Annotated in this window: 19 protein-coding genes and 1 pseudogene; 8 read left to right on the forward strand and 12 right to left on the reverse strand. The window is 70.3% G+C overall.

Annotated features, from left to right (window positions below; translation table 11 throughout):
• Window positions 1–7: 7 nt before the first annotated feature.
• From AB0I83_RS21760 to AB0I83_RS21770, 3 genes are read right to left on the reverse strand one after another with little or no spacing between them, the layout of a single operon-like run.
• Entirely contained in the window at window positions 8–820 is an 813-nt protein-coding gene (locus tag AB0I83_RS21760; RefSeq protein ID WP_363305811.1) for an HAD family hydrolase, read from the reverse strand.
• Window positions 821–846: 26 nt separating this feature from the next.
• A complete protein-coding gene (locus AB0I83_RS21765; protein ID WP_363305812.1) occupies window positions 847–3381 on the reverse strand; it encodes a phosphoribosyltransferase in 2535 nt (844 codons plus the stop codon).
• Between the two features lie 56 nt (window positions 3382–3437).
• Entirely contained in the window at window positions 3438–4598 is a 1161-nt protein-coding gene (locus AB0I83_RS21770) for an HpcH/HpaI aldolase/citrate lyase family protein (RefSeq protein WP_356533314.1), read from the reverse strand.
• 210 nt (window positions 4599–4808) lie between these two features.
• Between AB0I83_RS21770 and AB0I83_RS21775 the strand changes: the two genes are divergently transcribed.
• A complete protein-coding gene (locus AB0I83_RS21775) occupies window positions 4809–5729 on the forward strand; it encodes a TerD family protein (protein ID WP_363305799.1) in 921 nt (306 codons plus the stop codon).
• 33 nt (window positions 5730–5762) lie between these two features.
• On the opposite strand, the gene AB0I83_RS21780 is transcribed toward AB0I83_RS21775, so the two are convergent.
• From AB0I83_RS21780 to AB0I83_RS21805, 6 genes are all read right to left on the reverse strand, one after another.
• A complete protein-coding gene (locus tag AB0I83_RS21780) occupies window positions 5763–6497 on the reverse strand; it encodes a Tellurium resistance (protein ID WP_356533316.1) in 735 nt (244 codons plus the stop codon).
• Between the two features lie 160 nt (window positions 6498–6657).
• Entirely contained in the window at window positions 6658–7806 is a 1149-nt protein-coding gene (locus AB0I83_RS21785) for a DUF475 domain-containing protein (protein WP_356840362.1), read from the reverse strand.
• A gap of 71 nt (window positions 7807–7877) precedes the next feature.
• On the reverse strand, window positions 7878–8453 hold the full coding sequence (locus tag AB0I83_RS21790; protein ID WP_356533319.1) for a TerD family protein: 576 nt from the start codon (window positions 8451–8453) through the stop codon (window positions 7878–7880).
• Window positions 8454–8601: 148 nt separating this feature from the next.
• The gene (locus AB0I83_RS21795; protein WP_356533320.1) at window positions 8602–9177 is read right to left on the reverse strand and encodes a TerD family protein; all 576 of its coding nucleotides are present in this window, start codon (window positions 9175–9177) and stop codon (window positions 8602–8604) included.
• 218 nt (window positions 9178–9395) lie between these two features.
• Window positions 9396–9854 carry a peroxiredoxin gene (locus AB0I83_RS21800; RefSeq protein ID WP_356533321.1) on the reverse strand — a complete coding sequence of 153 codons (459 nt, stop codon included), beginning with the start codon at window positions 9852–9854 and terminating at the stop codon, window positions 9396–9398.
• Window positions 9855–9999: 145 nt separating this feature from the next.
• Entirely contained in the window at window positions 10000–10437 is a 438-nt protein-coding gene (locus AB0I83_RS21805; RefSeq protein WP_031092598.1) for a DUF3052 domain-containing protein, read from the reverse strand.
• A 481-nt stretch (window positions 10438–10918) separates the two neighbouring features.
• On the opposite strand from AB0I83_RS21805, the gene aceE reads away from it, so the two are divergent.
• Window positions 10919–13660 carry a pyruvate dehydrogenase (acetyl-transferring), homodimeric type gene (gene aceE / locus AB0I83_RS21810; protein ID WP_363305800.1) on the forward strand — a complete coding sequence of 914 codons (2742 nt, stop codon included), beginning with the start codon at window positions 10919–10921 and terminating at the stop codon, window positions 13658–13660.
• 141 nt (window positions 13661–13801) lie between these two features.
• Here aceE and AB0I83_RS21815 read toward each other — a convergent pair whose 3' ends face one another.
• Window positions 13802–14230, reverse strand: a complete 429-nt coding sequence (locus AB0I83_RS21815) for a peptidase inhibitor family I36 protein (protein WP_363305801.1) — start codon at window positions 14228–14230, stop codon at window positions 13802–13804.
• 208 nt (window positions 14231–14438) lie between these two features.
• Window positions 14439–16049 (reverse strand): MFS transporter, encoded by a 1611-nt coding sequence (locus tag AB0I83_RS21820; protein ID WP_363305802.1) that lies wholly within the window; start codon window positions 16047–16049, stop codon window positions 14439–14441.
• Between the two features lie 166 nt (window positions 16050–16215).
• Here AB0I83_RS21820 and AB0I83_RS21825 point away from each other — a divergent pair, with 166 nt between their 5' ends.
• The 5 genes from AB0I83_RS21825 to AB0I83_RS21845 all read left to right on the forward strand — a co-directional run bounded on the left by AB0I83_RS21825 (window position 16216) and on the right by AB0I83_RS21845 (window position 20762).
• Window positions 16216–16833, forward strand: coding sequence for a TetR family transcriptional regulator (locus AB0I83_RS21825; RefSeq protein WP_356533328.1), 618 nt, complete (start codon window positions 16216–16218; stop codon window positions 16831–16833).
• Window positions 16834–17069: 236 nt separating this feature from the next.
• Entirely contained in the window at window positions 17070–18290 is a 1221-nt protein-coding gene (locus AB0I83_RS21830; RefSeq protein WP_363305803.1) for an alpha/beta hydrolase, read from the forward strand.
• A gap of 97 nt (window positions 18291–18387) precedes the next feature.
• Window positions 18388–19311: a DUF4429 domain-containing protein gene (locus AB0I83_RS21835; protein ID WP_363305804.1), complete on the forward strand. Its 924-nt coding sequence runs from the start codon at window positions 18388–18390 to the stop codon at window positions 19309–19311.
• Between the two features lie 136 nt (window positions 19312–19447).
• Entirely contained in the window at window positions 19448–19927 is a 480-nt protein-coding gene (locus tag AB0I83_RS21840; RefSeq protein ID WP_356847015.1) for a GNAT family N-acetyltransferase, read from the forward strand.
• Between the two features lie 10 nt (window positions 19928–19937).
• Window positions 19938–20762, forward strand: coding sequence for a serine hydrolase domain-containing protein (locus AB0I83_RS21845; protein WP_168131080.1), 825 nt, complete (start codon window positions 19938–19940; stop codon window positions 20760–20762).
• A gap of 4 nt (window positions 20763–20766) precedes the next feature.
• On the opposite strand, the gene AB0I83_RS21850 is transcribed toward AB0I83_RS21845, so the two are convergent.
• A complete protein-coding gene (locus tag AB0I83_RS21850; protein WP_125497615.1) occupies window positions 20767–21438 on the reverse strand; it encodes a pirin family protein in 672 nt (223 codons plus the stop codon).
• Window positions 21439–21528: 90 nt separating this feature from the next.
• On the opposite strand from AB0I83_RS21850, the pseudogene AB0I83_RS21855 reads away from it, so the two are divergent.
• Window positions 21529–22014 (forward strand): annotated as a pseudogene (locus tag AB0I83_RS21855) (PucR family transcriptional regulator); the annotation flags it as partial.

Genomic DNA, 22014 nt, shown 5'->3' on the forward strand with positions numbered 1-22014 from the left:
GGGTCGCTCAGCGACCCGCGCGTACCGGGTCGGAGGCGCGGAGGAAACGGCGCAGGATCTCCTCGCCCGCTGCGGCGCCCCGCTCCCTGAGCACCTCGGTGTGCGGCGCGCCCCAGCCGCTGTCGGCCAGCTCGCCGTGGCCCGGGCGCCATGCCAGGTCGGCCGCGAGGAGCAGGTCGGCGTCGAGGAGCGAGTCACCGGCGGCGAGCGTCCTCGTGGCGCCGCAGCGGCGTGCCGCCTCGTGCATCGCGGCGCTCTTGGTCAGTGGCTGGGGTACGGCGTAGATCTTGCGGCCCTGGAGGGAGACGGTCCAGCCCCTGGGGCCGGCCCAGGCGGACAGCTCCTTCACCCAGCCCTCGGGCAGCGCGGTCCGGTCGACGACGAGGTACGCGAAGAGGTCTTCGGCGACTCGTTCCTTGAGCAGCCAGGACGGGTCGCTCGTGGCCCGGAGGTGGGCGCGGACCTCGTCGAGGGGGGCGCACTCCTCGGCGAGCCTGCGGGTCACCCCCTCGTGCCACTCGGGGTCGGAGACGCCGTCGACGAGGAGGTGTCCGCCGTTGGCGCAGATCGCGTACCGGGGGGCCGGGCCGGGCAGGTGGATACGGGCGTACTGTTCGCGGGTCCGGGTGGTGGTCGGTACGAACACCGTGGTGCGGGCCAGTTCGTCGAGCAGGGCGGCTGCCGTCTCGGTCATGTAGGAGAGGGGCGCCCGGTCGTAGACCTCCACGCAGAGCAGGCGCGGCGCGCGCTCGTCCGGCATGGTCAGCTGGAGCGCTGCCGCCGAGTAGATGAGGGTGCGGTCGAGGTCGCTGGCGACCATCGTCACGGGTGCCTTCGCGGATCCGGTCACTTCGCCGTCACCGCCGTGCCGTCCGCGCCGGTGGCGCCCCGCGTGTACTTGGGATGGATCAACCCGACGCAGGTGTACGGGAGTCCGTCGACCTCTTCGACCGGTACGCCGCGCTGTTCGGCGAGCAGGCGTACGTGGTCGAGGTCGGCACCCGCACCGCGGTTGGCGAGGATCTTCCAGGGGACCCGGCGCAGCAGTACCCGGGTCGTCTCGCCGACGCCGGGCTTGACCAGGTTCACGTCGTGGATGCCGTACTCCTCACTGATCCGTTCGACGGCGGCCCAGCCCTCCCAGGTGGGCGTGCGGTCCGCGGCGAGGAGCTCCTTGACCTCGGCGTCCACCGCGTCGGTGACCTCGTCGAAGCGGGCTGCGACCGTGTCGAGGAACAGTCCGGAGACGTCGGACTCCGCGAGTTCGCGGTAGAACTTCGCGCCGTGGAAGTCGTGCGGGCCGACCAGGTCGGAACGCAGGACGGTACGGGAGATCAGCCCGGACACGGTGGAGTTGAGGCAGGCGGACGGGATGAGGAAGTCCTCGCGCGTTCCGTAGGTCCGTACGCAGCCACCCGGGTCGGCCAGTACGGCGATCTCCGGGTTGAAGCCGCCGAACTCCTCCAGGGCCGCCGCGAGTTCACGTGTGATGGCGCCCTTTCCCGTCCAGCCGTCGACGAAGACGACGTCCGCCGGGTCGTGGTGGGCGGCCAGCCAGCGCAGTGCGTTGGCGTCGATGCCCCGGCCCCGGACGATCGAGACGGCGTAGTGCGGCAGGTCGAGTCCGTGCCGGTGCAGGGCCCAACGGCGCATCAGGACCCCGACGGGCGTGCCGGCCCGGGCGAGGGAGACGAGGACGGGGCGCCGGGCGGAGGTGTCCCCGCCCGGGTGGAGCGGGGAGTGGGGCAGTTCGGCGAGGATCGTCTCGGTGACCGTGCCGACGGCCCGGGCGATACGGGCGGCCGAGGTGTCCAGGGCGGCCTTGAAGAGCTCCTGGTACTGCTCGGTGGGCTGGTACTCGACGGGCAGCGACTCTGCGTAGTGCGCGCCACCGCTCTGGATGGCCTCCTCGCGTTCCTCGGTCGGGGCCTCAAGGGGCGTGTCCGAGAGGTCCTGGAGCAGCCAGCCGACGTCCTCGGCGGCGTAGGAGGAGAAGGCGGGGCCCCGGAGGGGTTCGGGCAGCATGGCGGCTTCCTGCCTGTGGGAGGTCTGCGGCGGGACGTACGAGGGGACGACGGCGAGAAGCACCTGGTCGGTGTGTGCGGCGAGCGTGGCCAGCAGTCCGTCGGGGGCGTGCAGGGCCGGGGTGTCGGCCGTGGAGTCGACGACGGCGACGACGGCGTCGAATCCGCCGCCCGCGACGTTGTACGCGTACCGGTCGCCGGGGCCGTCGGCGGGATCGTCGTGGGCCGGGAAGACGAGGCGGCTGCGTATCGCGTAGCCCGGGTCGTCGACGGCGAGGACGGGCGAGCGGGTGGTGGTGGAGTAGCGCACTTCGGCGGTGGTGGCGTCCTCCAGCGCGGTGCCGAGGCGCAGCGGCGCGTACATCAGCTCCTCGAAGCCGAGGACGAGCACCCGGCGGGCGTCTCCCAGCGCGTCGGCGATACGGCCCGCCATGGCCGGGAGGGCGGCTTCCAGGGCCGCCCGGTGGGCGGGGGTGAAGCCGTGGCGCCCGCCGTCAGGCACTCCGGCCGGCCAGTCGAGGCCGACGCGGACGGGCGGGGTCCTCGGTGCGGGGTGCGCCTCGGGTGCGGGGGGTACGTCCAGGGTGTCGTCGGACTCGTGCGCGGCGACCAGGGCTCGGCCCTTCTCCAGGACGTCGTCCGGGAGGAGCACGGTGCCGCGGGCGCGGGCGACCAGGTCGACGCGGGCGCCGATCTCGGCGGCGAACTCGGCGAGCCGGCCCTGGTCGGCCTCGGAGCGCATGTCCACCAGCGCCACGACGACGTAGCGGTCGCGGGGGTAGCGCGCGTGGAGGGCCCGGATGGTGTTGAGCACGGTGTTGCCCGTGGAGAACTCGTCGTCGACCAGGACCAGGGGCGCATCGTCGGCGCCCGTCCTGAGCAGGTCGGGGTTCTCGGGCAGCAGCAGGTGGGAGGTGGCGTGCGAGTGCGACTCCTCGAATCCGCCGGCCTGTGCGACACCGGCGACGGGGCGCCGGGTCGAGTGGAGGTACGGGGCCACCCCGAGCCCGTCGGCGACGGCGTGGCCGAGGCCGGTCGCCGTTTCGGCGTACCCGAGGACGACGGCCCGGCGGGCTGCCGCCTCGCCGAGCAGGTCCCGTACGCGTTCGCCGAGCTCGTGACCCGCCCCGTGCACGACGGACGGCCGCTGGGGCACGTGCTTGCCCAGGATGTTCGACACGAGCAGATGGGCCCGCTTCGGGTTGCGGCGCAGGGCGAGGCCCAGCAGCTCCCGGAGTTCCCCGTCGCCGACGAGCTCTACTCCGAGCCGCTCCGCGACCCAGTTACCCGACCACTCCACGTCCACTGCCTCTTCTTCCGGTATGTGCTCGGCTCCGTCCGGTGTGCGCCCGGACATGTCCGCGGCAACTCGTTCGGTCATGCCGGCGGCGGTGCGCTCGGTCATGTCCGCGTTCAGTCCGTCACTCCTGCGGCCAGCAGCTCCACGAAGCCGACGTCCTCCCGTGCGACACCGAAGACCTCGGCCCGCTGGAGGGTCCGTTCCGCCCAGGCGCGGTGCGGCTTCACCTCGTTCATCTTGTTCGTGTAGGCGGAGCGCAGCACCCCGCCGCCGCCGCGCTCGGGCCTCAGGATGTCCTGCGCGTCGCTGTACTCCTCGTGGCTGACGACGGACAGCGCGTGCACGGGCAGGACGTGGGAGGGGTGGATGCAGGTCTTGCCCAGCAGGCCGTTGGCCCGGTCCAGCTCGATCTCGCGCAGCAGCCCGTCGAGGTCGTGCTCGATGAGGGCGGTGCGCAGTTCCTCGGCCTGGCCCATGAAGGGGCTGCGGCGCAGCTGGGGCTTGAACATCCGCTCCTGGAGTCGGAAGTACTCCCACACCGGTCCGGTGATGGTGAAGCCGGTGCCGTCGGCCCGGCCCAGGACGTTGACGACGTCCCCGATGACCGCGCCGACGATCTGGACGTCGTACGCCGTCATGTCGGGGGCGCGGCGCAGACCGTAGGCGGAGCAGAAGTCGGTGACACCGAGCCGCAGCGCCAGGACCCGCTCGCGGTACTTGTCGACGGTGCGGGCGATTCCCCGCAGTGTCTCGCCCCTGGTCTCCAGGTGCAGCAGCTCGGGCGATTCGAGTACGGGCATCGCGAACAGCCGGTGACCGCTGTCGGACTCGGCAGCGGTGAGGGCCTCCATGAACAGCTCGCCACGCTCTTCCGTGAATTTCGGAAGTACGAATCCGGACAACAATCGGACGGAGCTGCCCAGCCGCCGCACGAGGTCGGAGATCTGCTCGGGCTCACGGACCCTGATGAAGAGCAGCGGCACGTCGGTGTCCCGCGCCTCCAGGTCCGCGAACTGCCGGACGAGGTTGGCCTCGGCTCCGGTCACCTCGGCGTCGTCGATGGAATCCTCCAGGCAGAGCACCATGGAGACGACGCCCCTGCCCACCTGCTTGATGACGTCGTCGGCCAGCCTTGGCCGCGTCGCGGGGCTGTAGAGAGTGGCGCCCAGGGCCGCGGACAGCACCTGGGAGGAGGAGTCCGCGGTGAACGCGCAAGGCTCCCTGAAGAACAGGCCCGCCCGTACAGCGGGCAGGATGTGCCCGAAATGACGCATGTGTTTCCCCCTTACTGCCAGATAGACCGGACAACGTTTGGCCGGTAATAGTACGTTCGGACGGGTGTCGGTGGTTCCCCTCGCATATGAACTTCGGGTAACCCCGGCGTATCCCACGTCTGGCGCGGCGCGCCGTCGTGCCGCGTGCGAGCAGGTCCTGGCCTACTGGTTCGCACCCCGCGTTGTCCGGGTGCCCCACCAGCAGGCAGGATGAACGCCATGACGCACGCGATGCTGAAGGGCTCGAACGTCCCTCTCGACGCCATGGCCGTACGGGCCGTGCTGCGCTGGACCCCGGGCACCGGTGTTCCGGACGTGGACGCCTCCGCGCTTGTGCTCGGTTCCTCCGGTCGAGTGCGTTCGGACGAGGACTTCGTCTTCTACAACCAGCCGAGGCATCCGTCGGGCCTGGTGCGCCGGCTGCCCAAGCGCAGCTCTCCCGACGGTCTCACGGACACGATCGAGGCGGACCTCTCCGCGCTCGACCCGTCCGTCGAACAGGTGGTCATCGCGGCGTCCTGCGACGAGGCCGCGTTCGAACACGTACGGGATCTGCGCATATCGCTGTACGACGCGGCCTCGGCCGACGGCGAGCCGCTGGCGGTCTTCGACGTGCGAGCGGAGACCGGCGAGGAGACCGCCGTCATCTGCGGGGAGCTGTACCGGCGCGGCGAGGGCTGGAAGTTCCGCGCGGTGGGCCAGGGGTACCCGACGGGCCTGGTCGGTCTCGCCACCGCCTTCGGGATCTCGGTGGACGAGGCGGAGGCAGCCTCCGAGCCGGGCCCGGCGGCGACGCCCGAGACCTGTGCCGCGGCCGAGGGGGCCATGGCCGGGACCGGCGCCCTCTCGCCCGACAACCAGGCCACGGTCCACCACCAGCAGCCCGCCTACGGCTATCCGCAGCCTTCCGCGGCGCCCCAGCCCGCCTACGGCTATCCCCAGCCGTCTGCCGCTCCGCAGCCCTCCTACGGATACCCGCAGCCCGCCACGTCCCCGCAGCCCGCGTACGGCTATCCTCAGCCGGCCGCTCAGCCCGCCTACGGCTATCCGCAGCCCGCGGCAGCGGCGGCACACGCCGCGGACCCGAACTTCGTGCTCCCCCCGCAGGGCCCGCAGTTCCTCAGGTCCTGAACCGGCGCCGCGGCCGCCCTCGACGGTGCGCACTCAGGCCCGTGTCTTGTAGCCGCGCCCCCACTGCATGCCGAAGCCGTACAGGCGGTCCAGCTCCGACTGGAAGCCGTACACGAACTTCACCTCGCGCCGGACGACCAGCTCGCCCTTCGTGTTGTCCACGGTGAACACCGCGCAGGACCGGGCCTGCGGGGCCCGCTCGTCCAGCTCGATCTCGATGCGCGGGCCGTTGCCGGGGTAGAGCGTCACCTTGGCGTGGGTGCGGTCGAAGGCCGGGGTCTGGTCGTAGATGTAGACGAAGAACAGCAGGCGCTTGATCTCTTCGCGCTTGTCGAGGTTGACGTAGACGGTCTCGCCCGACGGCGCCCCGAAGCGGTCGTCCCCGCTGAGCCGGATGTACGGCGCCGCGTTCAGGTCCCCGATGAGGTTGCCGAGCGGCTGCACCACACCTTTCGTACCGTCCGCGAGTTCGTACATGCAGCCCAGGTCCAGGTCGACGTTGACCATGCCCTGGGTGTGGGCCTGGACGACGTCGGGCTTGAAGAGCTTCAGCGGGCGCAGCAGGCGTCCGCCCTGCCGCGACCTGCCCCCGATGTCCGAAGTCCGCATCCGCCACGACAGGTTGACGCGCAGGTTGCCCGACAGCGCGCCCTGCTTGGTCAGCGAGACCGTCGCGTTGCGCCTGGAGAGGACGATGGAGTTCGTCGCCGAGTTGCCCGACTCGAACTGCGCCGCCCGTCCAGGAAACAGGCCGTCCCAGAAGGCCATCCCAACCCCCACATGTATCCGTAGTACTTCCCGACCCCGCGCTTACGGCCCACACGCCCCCGCACGTCACTGCGGGGCGGCCGGCGGGCCGGTTCCGGGTGTTCCCGGAACCGCCGACATGACCGCCCCGCAGAGAGAGCGTTCCTCAATCCCTACCGGGTCACACCCCGGAGGAGACTTCGGCCTTGGAATCGGAGCCGCCGCCCTCGCCGCCGGCCGCCTCGATCGCCTTGTTGCGCCGCACCGAGGACCAGAAGGACCAGCCGATCAGTACGACGCCGACGAGACCGGTGATGATCTCGTTGATCTCGTACTGGATGGTGACGAGCAGGATGACCGACAGGGCACCGATCGCGTAGTGGGCGCCGTGCTCCAGGAAGACGTAGTCGTCCAGGGTGCCCTGGCGGACCAGGTACACGGTGAGCGAACGGACGTACATGGCGCCGATACCGAGGCCGAGGGCCATCAGCACGATCTCGTTGGTGATGGCGAAGGCGCCGATGACGCCGTCGAAGGAGAAGGACGCGTCGAGGACCTCGAGGTAGAGGAACATGAAGAACGCGGCCTTGCCCGCGAGCACCACCGAGGAGACCGGCTTCCCGGCCTTCCTGGCCTCTTCCTCGGCCTCGTGCTCGCGCTCCTCCTCCTCCTCGAGCTTGTTCTCGAAGAATCCGGAGAGACCGCCGACCACGAGGTACGTGATGAGGCCGGCGATACCGGAGAGCAGGACGGTCGACGCCTTGTCGGCATGGCCGCCACCGTGCTGGTGCGCGTGGGTCGCGAACGTCATGGCGGAGATAAGCAGGACGATCAGCGCGACGCAGACCGACAGCATGTCGACCTTGCCGAGCTTGGCCAGCGGGCGCTCGATCCAGCGCAGCCACTGGATGTCACGCTCCTCGAAGATGAAGTCGAGGAAGATCATGAGGAGGAACATCCCACCGAAGGCGGCGATGGACGGATGGGCGTCCGTCACGAGTTCCTTGTACCGGTCGGGGTCGTTGAACGAGAGGTCGATGGCCTCGATCGGCCCCAGTTGGGCGCTGATGGCCACGATCACGACGGGGAAGACCAGCCGCATACCGAAGACCGCGATGAGCACGCCGACGGTGAGGAAGATCTTCTGCCAGAAGGCATTCATCTTCTTCAGGATTCCGGCGTTGATCACCGCGTTGTCGAAGGACAGCGAGATCTCCAGGATCGACAGGATCGCGACGATGCCGAATGCCTGCCACCCCCCGTAGAACACCGCTGCGACCAGGCCGAGCGCGGTAACCGCGAACGACCAGCCGAAGGTTTTCAGAAGCACTGGCTACCCCATCGTGTATGTAACGGGTCTCCCCCGGTTGAGTACGGGGCTCCCCCGCGCCGTGCGCGGCTTTACGAAACGTTGACCCCGAAGTCTAGAGCGATGCCCCGAAGTCCGGACGCGTACCCCTGCCCGACTGCACGGAACTTCCACTCCCCGCCGTAGCGGTAGAGCTCACCGAAGATCATCGCCGTCTCTGTCGAAGCGTCCTCGGTGAGGTCGTAACGCGCCAGTTCCTGGCCGTCCGCCTGGTTGACCACACGGATGAAGGCATTGCTGACCTGCCCGAAGGTCTGCCCGCGATTGTCGGCGTCATGGATCGAGACCGGGAAAAGAATCTTGTCGCAGTGCGCCGGCACCTGCGTGAGATTGACGATGACGGACTCGTCGTCGCCTTCGCCCTCACCGGTGAGGTTGTCACCGGTGTGCTCGACGGATCCGTCAGGGCTGGTGAGGTTGTTGTAGAACACGAACCACTCGTCGCCGAGTACCCGGCCCGACTGGCACAGCAGCGCGCTGGCGTCGAGGTCGAAGTCGGCTCCCGTCGTGGATCGTGCGTCCCAGCCGAGCCCGACCAGCACCTGAGTGAGATCGGGTGCGGCCTTGGAGAGGGAGACGTTGCCTCCCTTGGCGAGCGTGACGCCCATGGTGTGTCCTCCCCGAGTCTGTGGACGGTCTTTCTCGCGGCACGGCGCCTGCCGGACGCGGGGCGCACCGCCGAGCGCGTCCGGCGCCGCACGGGTGCGGCGCCGGACGCGGTGGAGCCGAAGGGTCCGGAGGATCCTCCGGACCTGGTCAGACGTTGACCCCGAAGTCCTGCGCGATACCGCGCAGGCCCGAGGCGTAGCCCTGACCGATGGCACGGAACTTCCACTCCGCGCCGTTGCGGTAGAGCTCGCCGAAGACCATGGCGGTCTCCGTCGAGGCGTCCTCGCTCAGGTCGTAACGCGCGAGTTCGCTGTTGTCCGCCTGGTTCACCACGCGGATGTAGGCGTTGCGCACCTGGCCGAAGCTCTGCTGGCGGGTCTCGGCCTCGTAGATCGAGACCGGGAAGACGATCTTGTCGACGTCGGCCGGGACACCGGCCAGGTTGACCTTGATGACCTCGTCGTCGCCCTCGCCCTCACCGGTGGTGTTGTCACCGGTGTGCTCGACGGATCCGTCGGGGCTCTTGAGGTTGTTGAAGAAGACGAAATTCCCGTCGCTGCCGACCTTGCCCTCGGCGTTCGTCAGCAGAGCGCTGGCGTCGAGGTCGAAATCACCACCGGTGGTCGTCCGGGCATCCCAGCCCAGACCGACGATGACCGCGGTCAGGTTCGGCGCGGCCTTGGTCAGCGAGACGTTGCCGCCCTTGCTGAGGCTGACTCCCACGAGTCCTCCAAAAGTTTTGAGAGGGCCGGCAGACGCCAGCACCCCCGTCGTGCGTTGGCATCGGATCAACGATTGGATCCTAGTGACCGGTTCCCTGCCAAAACAGGCTTTTGGCCGGGCGCCGCCGCGGGACCCCCGGATCCGAGGCGTCGAACACCCCGGATCCGGCACTCCGCGGCCCCGGGTCCGGCTGCGCGCCGGCCCCGGGGCCGTTCGGGTCAGATCGAGTCCAGCGCCTTGATGTAGTCGTTCAGGTCACGCGCGTCCGGCAGGCCGTTCACGACGGTCCAGCGGACCACGCCCTCCTTGTCGATGACGAACGTGCCGCGCACCGCGCAGCCCTTCTCCTCGTCGAACACGCCGTACGCCCGCGAGGCCGCGCCGTGCGGCCAGAAGTCCGAGAGCAACGGGTACTCCAGACCCTCCTGCTCCGCGAAGACCCGCAGGGTGTGGATCGAGTCGTTGGAGACGGCGAGCAGCTGGGTGTCGTCGTTCTCGAACCTCGGCAGCTCGTCGCGGAGCGCGCAGAGCTCGCCCGTGCACACCCCGGTGAACGCGAACGGGTAGAAGAGCAGCACCACGTTCTTCTCGCCACGGAAGTCCGAGAGCTTCACGGTCCGCCCGTGGTTGTCCTTCAGCTCGAAATCCGGAGCCTTCTGCCCGACCTCGATCGCCATGTAAACGCATCCCTTCACCGACGTCACCACTTCCCCGGCCTGGGCCGTCCGGGTGACACCACCCTAAAGGGCCCGCCCCCACCGGCGCGTACGAAGGCCCCCGGGCGGCGTGGTGCCGTCGGGGGCCTTCATGGTGTTGGGAAGCTCAGCGCTTGGCGGGGGCCCCCTTGGGGGTCACCAGACGGCTGCCCGTCCAGTCCTTGCCCGCGCTGATGCTCTTGGTCTGGGCGAGACCAGCTGTCTGGGCAGCCTCGTTGATGTCGCTCGGCTCGACGTATCCGTCTCGGCCGGTCTTGGGCGTCAACAGCCAGACCGCCCCACCGTCCTCGATCAGACCAATGGCATCCACCAGCGCGTCCGTAAGGTCGCCGTCCTCGTCGCGGAACCAGAGCAGGACGACGTCGGCGACGTCGTCGTAGTCCTCGTCGACGAGTTCCTGGCCGATTGTGGCCTCAATGCCCTCACGGAGCTCCTGCTCGACGTCGTCGTCGTAGCCGATCTCCTGGACCACCTGTCCGGGTTCGAACCCAAGCCTTGCGGCCGTGTTGGTCCGTTCCTCCGCGTGGTCCGCGGTCGCGCTCACGGGTTGCCTCCTGATCATGTTTCGGAAAATGCTTCAGCCACGCGCGTGCGCGGGGCATTGGCCGTAGTCCACACGGGCTCGGCGAATCGCGCAAGTACCCGGCGTCCGAGACCGCCTAAACGGTGACGTTCCATGCCACGTCGCCGCCGTGTCCGGCATGTCTCCTGCGGGGCCGGAAATGGCGTCCGGACCCTTTGCGTCCTTCCTCAGCTTATGCCGTTTCGCTCCGCCATTCGGATTCGAACGGGCTTTGGGAACGCTTGGCCGGGTCGGGCGTATGGTTGCGGTTTGGGCCGGACCGTCCTCGCAGTGCTGGTAACCGTGCCCGGACACGTCGTCCGGGAACCTTGTGTTACCCCACAGTAGAGATGACGTTTAGGTCCTCGCGGTACACGATGGAGGCGGCGTACAGCCGCCACCACGGGGGTACGTTCCCCGCAACCAGGCCCTGAAGAGCACCACCGAACAGCGAAGGAACAGCGTGGCTTCCGGATCAGATCGCAACCCGATCATCATTGGCGGCCTTCCGAGCCAGGTCCCGGACTTCGATCCAGAAGAGACCCAGGAATGGCTCGACTCACTCGACGCCGCCGTCGACGAGCGAGGCCGTGAGCGGGCCCGCTATCTGATGCTCCGGCTCATCGAGCGCGCGCGCGAGAAGCGTGTCGCCGTGCCGGAGATGCGCAGCACCGACTACATCAACACGATCGCCACGAAGGACGAGCCGTTCTTCCCCGGCGACGAGGAGATCGAGCGCAAGGTCCTCAACGCGACCCGTTGGAACGCCGCGGTGATGGTCTCCCGCGCGCAGCGTCCCGGGATCGGCGTCGGCGGCCACATCGCCACCTTCGCCTCGTCGGCCTCGCTGTACGACGTCGGCTTCAACCACTTCTTCCGCGGCAAGGACGACGGCCGCGGCGGCGACCAGATCTTCTTCCAGGGGCACGCCTCCCCGGGCATCTACGCCCGAGCGTTCCTGCTCGACAGGCTCAGTGAGGCGCAGCTCGACGGCTTCCGCCAGGAGAAGTCGAAGGAAGGGCACGCGCTTTCCAGCTACCCGCACCCGCGGTCGATGCCGGACTTCTGGGAGTTCCCGACCGTCTCGATGGGCCTCGGCCCGCTCGGCGCGATCTACCAGGCGCGGATGAACCGCTACATGGAGGCGCGCGGCATCGCCGACACCTCCGCGTCGCACGTCTGGGCCTATCTCGGTGACGGAGAGATGGACGAGCCGGAGTCGCTCGGCCAGCTCTCCATCGCCGCCCGTGAGGGGCTGGACAACCTCACCTTCGTGGTCAACTGCAACCTGCAGCGCCTCGACGGCCCGGTGCGCGGCAACGGCAAGATCATCCAGGAGCTGGAGTCACAGTTCCGCGGAGCCGGCTGGAACGTCATCAAGCTGGTCTGGGACCGCAGCTGGGACCCGCTGCTCGCGCAGGACCGCACGGGCATCCTGGTCAACAAGCTGAACACGACCCCGGACGGCCAGTTCCAGACGTACGCCACCGAGACCGGCGCGTACATCCGGGACCACTTCTTCGGTGACGACCCGCGGCTGCGCGACATGGTCAAGGACATGTCCGACCAGCAGATCCTGCACCTGGGGCGCGGCGGTCACGACCACCGCAAGGTGTACGCGGCGTACGCGGCGGCCAAGGCACACAAGGGCCAGCCGACCGTGATCCTGGCGCAGACGGTCAAGGGCTGGACCCTCGGGCCGAACTTCGAGGGCCGCAACGCGACCCACCAGATGAAGAAGCTCACGGCGGACGACCTCAAGCGCTTCCGTGACCGCCTGCACATCCCGATCGCGGACAAGCAGCTGGAGGACGGCAACCCGCCGTACTACCACCCGGGCCGCGACTCGGAGGAGATCCAGTACATGCACGACCGCCGCCAGGGTCTGGGCGGCTACGTCCCGACGCGCGTGGTGCGTGCGAAGCCGCTGCCCCTTCCGGACGAGAAGGCGTACGCGTCCGCGAAGAAGGGCTCGGGCCAGCAGTCGATCGCCACGACCATGGCGTTCGTCCGTGTCCTGAAGGACCTCATGCGGGACAAGGAGATCGGCAAGCGTTTCGTGTTGATCGCGCCCGACGAGTACCGCACCTTCGGTATGGACGCGTTCTTCCCGAGTGCGAAGATCTACAACCCGCTCGGCCAGCAGTACGAGTCGGTGGACCGCGAGCTGCTGCTCGCGTACAAGGAGTCACCGACCGGTCAGATGCTGCACGACGGCATCTCCGAGGCCGGCTGCACGGCCTCGCTGATCGCAGCGGGTTCGGCGTACGCCACGCACGGCGAGCCGCTGATCCCGGTGTACGTCTTCTACTCGATGTTCGGTTTCCAGCGCACGGGTGACCAGTTCTGGCAGATGGCCGACCAGCTCTCGCGCGGCTTCGTGCTGGGTGCGACGGCCGGCCGTACGACGCTGACCGGTGAGGGCCTCCAGCACGCGGACGGCCACTCCCAGCTGCTCGCCTCGACGAACCCGGCCTGTGTCTCGTACGACCCGGCGTTCGGGTACGAGATCGCGCACATCGTCAAGGACGGTCTGCGGCGGATGTACGGCGGGACGCCCGAGGAGAACGAGGACGTCTTCTACTACCTCACCGTCTACAACGAGCCGATCCAGCACCCGGCCGAGCCCGCCGACGTGGATGTCGAGGGCATCCTCAAGGGCGTGCACCGCTACCGCGGCGGCGACAAGGGCCGGATCCCGGCCCAGATCCTGGCGTCCGGCGTGGCGGTCCCGTGGGCGGTCGAGGCGCAGCGCATCCTCGCCGACGAGTGGGACGTGAAGGCGGACGTCTGGTCGGCGACCTCGTGGAACGAGCTGCGCCGCGACGCCGTCGATGTGGAGCGCCACAACCTGCTCCACCCCGAGGAGGAGCAGCGCGTCCCCTACGTGACGCAGAAGCTCTCCGGCTCCGAGGGCCCGTTCGTGGCGGTCTCGGACTGGATGCGTTCCGTGCCCGACCAGATCGCGCGCTGGGTGCCCGGCGCGTACCAGTCGCTGGGTGCGGACGGCTTCGGCTTCGCCGACACCCGGGGGGCGGCCCGCCGCTACTTCCACATCGACGCGCAGTCGATCGTGCTGGCGGTGCTCACCGAACTGGCCAAGGAAGGCAAGGTCGACCGGTCGGCGCTGAAGACGGCGCTGGACCGCTACGAACTGCTGGACGTGGCCGCCGCGGGCCCCGGCCCGGCCGGTGGCGACGCGTAGCACCCCTGGCAGGGACCGGAGGGCGGCGGGGTTTCACGACCCCGCCGCCCTCCGGCGTTCCCGGCGCCCTCCGGCGTTCCCCGAGTGCGTCGGCGGGCGGACGCGGACGGGCCGTCGGCGGTTCGTCCGCCCGCCGTGCCCTCAGCTCTCCCAGATCTTGAAGGCCCTCACCGTGTACGGCGACCGGGGCACCCAGGTGCCGCCGCCCGGGTACGTCTCGAACTCGCCGGTCTCCGCGCACTCGGCCGACTGGTAGGTGGTGACGGGGCGCCCGGTTCGGTTGACGAGCGCCTGGGCGGTCCGGCCGACCGGGAGCGGGACACAGCTCTCGATGTCGACGGTGGACAGTTCGTGGACCTGCGCGGCTCCCGAGAAGTCGGGCGCGGCCCAGAGGCAGAGCTGTCCCGCACCGCACGGCGCGAGGCCGGTGGGCGCGGTGTGCGGGGCGCTGCGGGAGTGCCCCGGCCCGGTGGACCCGTGGTGGACGGCGGGCGCGGCGCCGGAGGCCGGGGCCGTGGCCGGGACGAGTGCGGTGGCCGCCAGGGCGGCGGCGAGAACGGTCTTGCGCATGGTGGATCTCCCCCGTGGTCGAGCGAACCGGACGGCTCGCCATGTCCGCACTCTGACCTGCGGGACCTCGGGCGGGGAAGGGGCCTGGCAGTGGACCACCCTGATAGGCGACAGCCCCGCCGGAACAGTCCGGCGGGGCTGCGGGATGCGCCGTGTTGACGCCTGGGGGTGCGGGTCCGGCCGGGCCGGGCCGGGGCCCGGGGACGGGTCAGATGTGGGCCGCGCCCGCGCCGGCCTCGGCGTTCGCGCCGCGCTTGGTGAGCGTGGCGACCAGGGCCGCGACCACGGCGACGATGCCGGCGACCATGAAGGCGGAACTCATACCCGACACGAACGTGTCATGGGCGACGTCCGATATCTTCGCCGCGATCTCCGGCGGGGTGCCCGGGGCGACAGGCGGCATGCCGACCTTGATGGCGGACGAAGCCTGGTCCAGCTGGGCGTCGTCGACGGGCGGGAGGCCCGCCGCATCCCAGTTGTCGCCGAGCTTCGCGTCGACCTGGGCGGCCATGACGGCACCCAGGACCGCCGTACCGAGACTGCCGCCGACCTGCATGGCCGCCTGCTGGAGTCCCCCGGCGACGCCGGAGAGCTCCATCGGGGCGTTGCCGACGATGACCTCGGTGGCACCGACCATGACCGGCGCGAGGCCGAAGCCGAGCATCGCGAACCAGAGCGACATGGTCAGGGTGCCGGTGCCGACGGTCAGCTGCGACATGCCGAACATGGCGACGGCGACGGACACCATCCCCCCGACCAGCGGCACGCGCGGGCCGAACCGGGTGATGGCGGCGCCGGCCAGCGGCGAGCCGACGATCATCATCCCGGTCAGCGGCAGCAGGTGCAGACCGCTGTCGACCGGGCTCATGCCGTGGACGTTCTGGAGGTAGAAGGTGACGAAGAACAGGCCGCCCATGAAGGCGAACGCCATCAGCACCATCAGGACCACACCGGCGGAGAGCGGCACGGAGCGGAACATGGCCAGCGGGATGAGGGGTTCGCGGACGTTCTTCTGGGAGAGCGCGAACACGACGAACAGGACGAGCGCGGCACCCAGGAAGCCGAGCGTCCTCGGGTCGCCCCAGCCCCATTCGGAGCCCTTGATCAGCGACCAGATCAGGCAGAACATCGCCTGGGAGAGCAGCACGATGCCGCCGATGTCGAAGGACCTCGGCGCGTTGGCCGCGCGGTGGTCGCGAAGGATCACGAGACCGAAGAGCAGCGCGATCACACCGACGGGCACGTTGATGAAGAACACGGACTGCCAGCTGACGTGCTCCACGAGTACGCCGCCGAGGATGGGGCCGCCCGCGGTCGAGGCGCCGATCACCATGCCCCAGATGCCGATCGCCATGTTCAGCTTCTCGGCCGGGAAGGTTGCGCGCAGCAGACCGAGCGCCGCGGGCATCAGCAGTGCGCCGAACAGGCCTTGCAGCACCCGGAAGAGGATCACCAGGGACACGCTGCCGGAGAGGCCGATGGCCGCCGAGGCCGCGGCGAACCCGGCGATCCCTATCAGGAACGTCTGGCGGTGGCCGAAGCGGTCACCGAGCTTTCCCGCGGTGATCAGGGAGACCGCGAGAGCGAGCATGTAACCGTTGGTGATCCACTGGACGTCGGCGAGCGAGGCGCCGAGGTCCTGCTGGATGGCGGGGTTGGCGATCGCGACGATCGTGCCGTCCAGCGCCACCATCATCACGCCGATGGCGACGGCGAAGAGCGTCAGCCAGGGGTGGCCGCGCAGCCCTTTCGTCGGTGCGGGAACGAGTGTGTCTTCAGGCTCCCGCGGTGCCTTCTCGACAGTGGTCTGACTAGTCATGGGCAGGAGATTATGTCAGCGACTGACAGTTGACGAAGCAATTCACCGGAAGGTAACTGTCAGGTAGCTCACAGATAGGCTGATCGGGGCGAAGCGGCGGAAAGGGGTCCAGCACGTGGCAGGCGGGCAGACATCCGGGGGTCCCTCGCCAGAGGCCCCGTCCGGCTTGCGCGAGCGCAAGAAGCAGCGCACCCGCGAGGCCCTGCTGCACGCCGCACTCACGCTCTTCACCACCCAGGGATACGAGCGGACCACCATCGACGAGATCACCGACGCCGTCGAGGTCTCCCAGCGCACCTTCTTCCGCTACTTCGCCGGCAAGGAGGCCGCCGCCTTCGCCGTCCAGGACGCGATCGAGGCACGCTTCCTCGCCGAGTTGCGTCAACGGCCCGCCGCGGAGACCCCTTTCGAGGCTATGCGCCGATCGTTCCTGAACGCCTGGAGCAGCATCGCGGAGTCGGCCGGAAACGACGCCACCGTCGAACTCCGGATCCGCACCTACCGCATGATCGAATCGACCCCCGCACTGCTCGCGGCCCACATGCGGCGGAGCGTCGGCCTGGAGCGGCAGGCCGCTCTGCTGATCGCGGAGCGTGAGGGAATCGCGCCCGAGACCGATCCCCGCCCGCTGGTGGCCGTCGCGGCGTTCTCCGGGGTGATGCGGCTGACCGGACAGCTGTGGAGCGACAGACAGGACGCGGGCGTGGAATCGCTCAGGGAACTGGCCGAACTCCACCTGGACGCGCTCGGACCTGCACTCTCGGAGAAGTGGCGCGCCGCATAGCGACACGCTTATCCGGACCGCACAGATGTGCCACACACCTCACCGTCGCGGAATGGCCGAACTCACAACACCTCGACCCAGCGCGACATTTCGGGCATCAGGCGGGCCTGCGACGCGTCGGAGTGTGGGGCCGGTGCGCACGGAGCGTGAGAATGGAGTGATCAATTCCCCGCGCTGGAGTGATCCGCATCACCCCTGCGACGGGCTCGCGTAACCGTCTCCTAGGGTGGGGCGCAGTGACTTCCTTCGACTCGTCCCCCACGCTCACCGCATGGCGCGCTCTGCTCGCCATCGCGGTCGTGTTCGTGATGCTGGCGACCACCGGCTGGACCGCCGTGCGTCATCAGCACTCAGCCGCGCCGCGCGAGATCGCGCTCGCCTCCTGGGCGAAGGACCGCATAGCCGGTCACGCGCTGCCGGACGTCGGAGCCCCCGCCTACCGGCTGGGCCACTTCTTCGCCACGCTCACCGCAGGCCAGCAGGTCGCCCTCGCCGACAAGTACCCGCTCGTCGTGGGCAATCTGGACGGCGCGCCGGTCGCCCTGCGCTACCGGGCGAACCGGCACGCGCTGGTGCAGGCCGAAACGGCGGAACAGCGGCGGGCGAAGGACGTGGGACTCTCACCGGACGGACTGGAGCAGTCCGTACGACGGCTCGAACGCTTCCGCTCGCTCCTCGCGGGCGACCGGCAGATCCTCGCCTTCGACCCGTCGGGGCGGGGCCGGGCCGCCGAGGTCTTCGGCGATCTCGACCGGGCCGACCGGATCTCCGTCGTCGTACCCGGGGTGGACACCAGTCTGCTGACTCTGGAGCGCACCGGCCTCAAGAGGAACGCGGCGCCCGTCGGGATGGCGCGGTCGCTCTACGACGCGGAGCACGCGGCGCGCCCCGGTTCCCGTACGGCTGTCATCGCGTGGGCCGACTACACCGCTCCCGCCGGTATCGGCATGGACGCGGCGCTGGGCGGACTCGCCGAAGAGGGCGCGAAGCGCCTCGAAGCGCTGGTGGGGGCACTGCCCGGCAGATCCGACGTCTCGCTGTTCTGCCACAGCTACGGCTCCGTGCTGTGCGGAGTGGCAGCCCACGAGCTGCCGTCCAGGGTGTCCGACATCGCGGTCGCGGGCAGCCCGGGGATGCGGGCGGACAGCGCGGACGCGCTGCACACCCGCGCCAGGGTGTGGGCGATGCGGGACAGCGACGACTGGATCGCGGACGTGCCGAACATGGCGGTCGGCGGGCTCGGCCACGGCGCCGACCCGGTCGAGCCGGACTTCGGGGCGCGGATCGTGTCGGCGAGCGGCGCGGTCGGACACAGCGGTTACTTCGAGCCGGGTACGGAGAGTCTCGACAACTTCGCCGCGATCGGCGTGGGCGCGTACGACTCGGTCAGTTGCGCGAACACCGATCTGGCGTGCCACCGCGAGATCTCCGGGGATCCGGAGGACCGACGCGCGTAGAAGGACGTCGGACGCGCGTAGAGAAGGCGAACGGCCTGCCCGATTTCGCCGGTACCGAGGGGGGACGTGCGGGGCCGTGCCACATACGATGAGGCACATGGGTGATGTGCTGGCCGGAATTCATGCCACCTGGGAGTTCGACACCGACGCCGTGCTCATCCGCTTCGAACGGGGAATCCGCACGCCGAGGCTCTTCCAGAGCCTGAGTGAACGCCGCGTTCCGTACGCGGCGTTGTCGTCGGTGGCGCTGACCCCGGGCAAGCGGGGCACGGTGGTCCTGCGCGCGGTGCCGAGACCAGGTGCCGATCCATTGCTGGAGGCGGCGGCCGGGCAGCTCAAGGAGGGGTGCGACCCCTACCGCCTGGTGCTGCCCGCCGAGCGCGAGACGCTCGCCGAGTACTACGCCGACGAGCTGCGCGCCGTGCTCGGGCCGGAGGCGTCGCTGCCCGCCGAGCGCTTCATGGTGACGGCTCCCGAGGCGCCGATGCACTTCAAGGCGTACGACGGCCGGGCAGGCTTCGACGGGGCCCTGGTCTCCTTCCGGTGGTTCTGGACCGGTGCGTCGAGCGCCAAGTGGAAGGCGGGCGACCAGACGTTCCCCGTGGCGGACCTGGGCGGGATCGAGTGGCGTTCGCCGGAGGCCTTCGAGGGCTATCTGCGGCTGGTGCCACGGGGCACCGTCACGGAAGCCGAAGCGAGCGGCCCCGGAACGGAGCCGGTGCCCGGCGCGGGGCAGCCGCCTGCCGGCCGGGCCCAGCCGGACGAGGACCCCGCCTCGGTGGTCTTCGGCCTGGGGTACGGGCCGGTCCACGAGTCGCTGCCGTTCGCCGCGGCGGTCCTGGAGTCGGTCCGCCGGACGCAGTCGGTGCCGGTGGCGACGGCGCCCGTCCCGGTGGGTGGGCGCCGCGACCCGGCGGACATCGCCGAGCGGATACGCCACCTCGGGGACCTGCACCAGGCGGGCCTGGTGACGGACGCCGAGTACAGCGCGAAGAAGGCGGAACTGCTCGCGGAGCTGTGAGCCCGGGGCTCCGTGCCCCGGCTCGCCGCACCGCGCACCCCGGCGGTGGCCCCACAGGCCCGCACACCTGCCCCGGGCCCGCCGGTGCCGGGACAACACATGCCGCGGGCGCGCGCGGATGGCTACCGTGCCCGGCATGACTCTCGTGAGACGGGCCGGCGTGGCCGACGCGGAGGAAGTGCTGCGGCTGCGCCAGGTGATGATCGATTCGATGGAGGGCGCCGCCCCCTCCACCGACTGGCAGGCCCTGTCCCTGCCCACGCTCAAGGGCCGGCTCGCCGAACCGGACGGCGACTTCGCGGCGTTCGTCGTGGACCACCCCGGCCGGCCCGGGGCGCTGGCCTCCCTGGCGGCCGGGACGATCGAGTACCGCATCGGACGGGCGGAGAACCCGCACGGGCGGGTCGGCCACGTCTTCAGCGTCGCGACCGACCCGGACGCCCGGCGCCGCGGGTACGCCCGCGCCTGCGTGGAGGCGCTGCTGGACTGGTTCCGCCGCCGGGACATGCCGCAGGTCGACCTCAGCGCGTCCGCCGAGGCCGAGCCGCTGTACGCCTCGCTGGGTTTCGTGCGCAAGACGACCCCCTCCATGCGGCTGACGTCGCCCGGCGCATAGGCTCGGCCCCATGTCGTTGAAGAGCCTGGCGTCGATCGAGAACTGGCCGGTTTCCACGGCCGCCGCGGGCGTGGTCCGCGCGGACGGCACCATCGCCGGCACCCACGGCCCGGCCGGGCAGCGGTTCCCGCTGGCCTCGGTCACCAAGCCGCTGGCCGCCTACGCGGTGCTCGTGGCCTTCGAGGAGGGCGCGATCGAGCTGGACGAGCCGGCCGGTCCGCCCGGCGCCACGGTCCGCCATCTGCTCGCCCACACCGCGGGCCTGGCGTTCGACGAGCACCGGGTCATGGCCGCACCCGGTGAGCGGCGTCTGTACTCCAACGCCGGGTTCGAGCAGCTCGGCGACCACGTGGCGAAGGCGACCGACATCCCCTTCGCCGAGTATCTGCGCCAGGCCGTGCTGGAGCCGCTGGGCATGACACGGACCACCCTGGAGGGCTCCCCCGCCAAGGACGGCGTCTCCACGGTGGACGACCTGCTGCGCTTCGCGGCCGAGCTGCAGGCGCCCCGCCTGCTCGACCCGCGCACGGTCGCCGAGGCGATGACGGTCCAGTACCCGGGGACCAAGGGCGTGCTGCCCGGCTACGGCCACCAGAACCCCAACGACTGGGGCCTCGGCTTCGAGATCCGCGGCACCAAGTCCCCGCACTGGACGGGCGCTTCCTCCTCGCCGCGCACCGTCGGCCACTTCGGTCAGTCCGGCACGTTCCTGTGGGTCGACCCGGACGCGGGCGCGGCCTGCGTGGCGCTGACCGACCGTGCCTTCGGGCCGTGGGCGATCGAGGCGTGGCCGCCCTTCACCGACGCGGTCCTGGCCGAGCTGCGCGGCGCCTGAGCGGTCAGCCGAGGACGGGTTCCCCCTCCATCTGCCACACCAGCAGCTCCGCCTCCGTCAGCGCCACGGCCCGGAGGGGCTCGTCCACGCCCGTGATCCGGGCCGCGTCGCCCGGGTCCAGGTGCGTGGCGTCCAGCAGGACGCGGCCGCGCACCACATGGACGTACACGTACGGGGCGGACGGCAGCACGGCACGCCCGTCGGGCGCGAGCCGACGCACCTGGAGCACCGCGCCGGCCCGCCGAACCGGGTACGGGGCGGCGTCCGGCAGGGCGCGGACCACCTCGTAGGACGGCTCGCCGCCGGACTCCCGCGGGGTCAGCCACATCTGGACGAAGGTCAGCGGCCCGGAGGCGTCGTTGCGTTCGACGTGCCGGACACCTCCGGCCGCGCTGAGGTGCTGGAGGTCTCCGGGGCGGAGCACCGTCTCGTGCCCGGCGGAGTCGCGGTGGGTCAGTTCGCCCTCGACGACCCAGGTGACGATCTCGGTGTGGCGGTGCGGGTGCTCGTCGAATCCGGCGCCGGCGGCCAGGTGCTCCTCGTTGCAGGCGATCAGCGCGCCGAAGCGGACGTTGTCCGGGTCGTAGTGCGGGCCGAAGGAGAAGGCGTGCCGGGTGGTGATCCCCGCGGCGGCGTCGCCGCCCTGGTAGCGCTCCGTGGCGCGTCGTACGTCGATCGTCACGCCGACCACCGTAATGCCTGCTCGGGACGCCCAGCACCGACCCGGCGGCACGCACGGGAGTCCGGATAAGGCAGTCTTGTCCCCGTGCCCGAACCCGAATCCCGTACCCCCGACCCCTCAGCGCACGGCCTCCATCCGCACGCCGCGACCCTGAAACGACTGGAGAAGTCCTCCGGCTCACTGGCCGCCCAGGCCATCGCACGGATGGACGAGACGCTGCCGTGGTACCGGGCCATGCCCCCGGAGAACCGTTCGTGGATCGGGCTGGTGGCCCAGGCCGGTATCGCCGCCTTCACCGAGTGGTTCCGGCATCCGGACGCGCCCCAGGCCATCTCCACCGACGTGTTCGGCACGGCGCCGCGCGAGCTGACCCGCGCGATCACCCTGCGCCAGACCGTGGAGATGGTGCGCACCACCATCGAGGTGATGGAGTCCGCCATCGACGAGGTGGCGGCGCCGGGGGACGAGGCCGTGCTGCGCGAGGCGCTGCTGGTCTACGCCCGCGAGATCGCCTTCGCCACCGCCCAGGTGTACGCCCAGGCCGCGGAGGCACGCGGTGCCTGGGACGCG

Source organism: Streptomyces sp. NPDC049970, assembly GCF_040660235.1.
Taxonomy (GTDB): domain Bacteria; phylum Actinomycetota; class Actinomycetes; order Streptomycetales; family Streptomycetaceae; genus Streptomyces.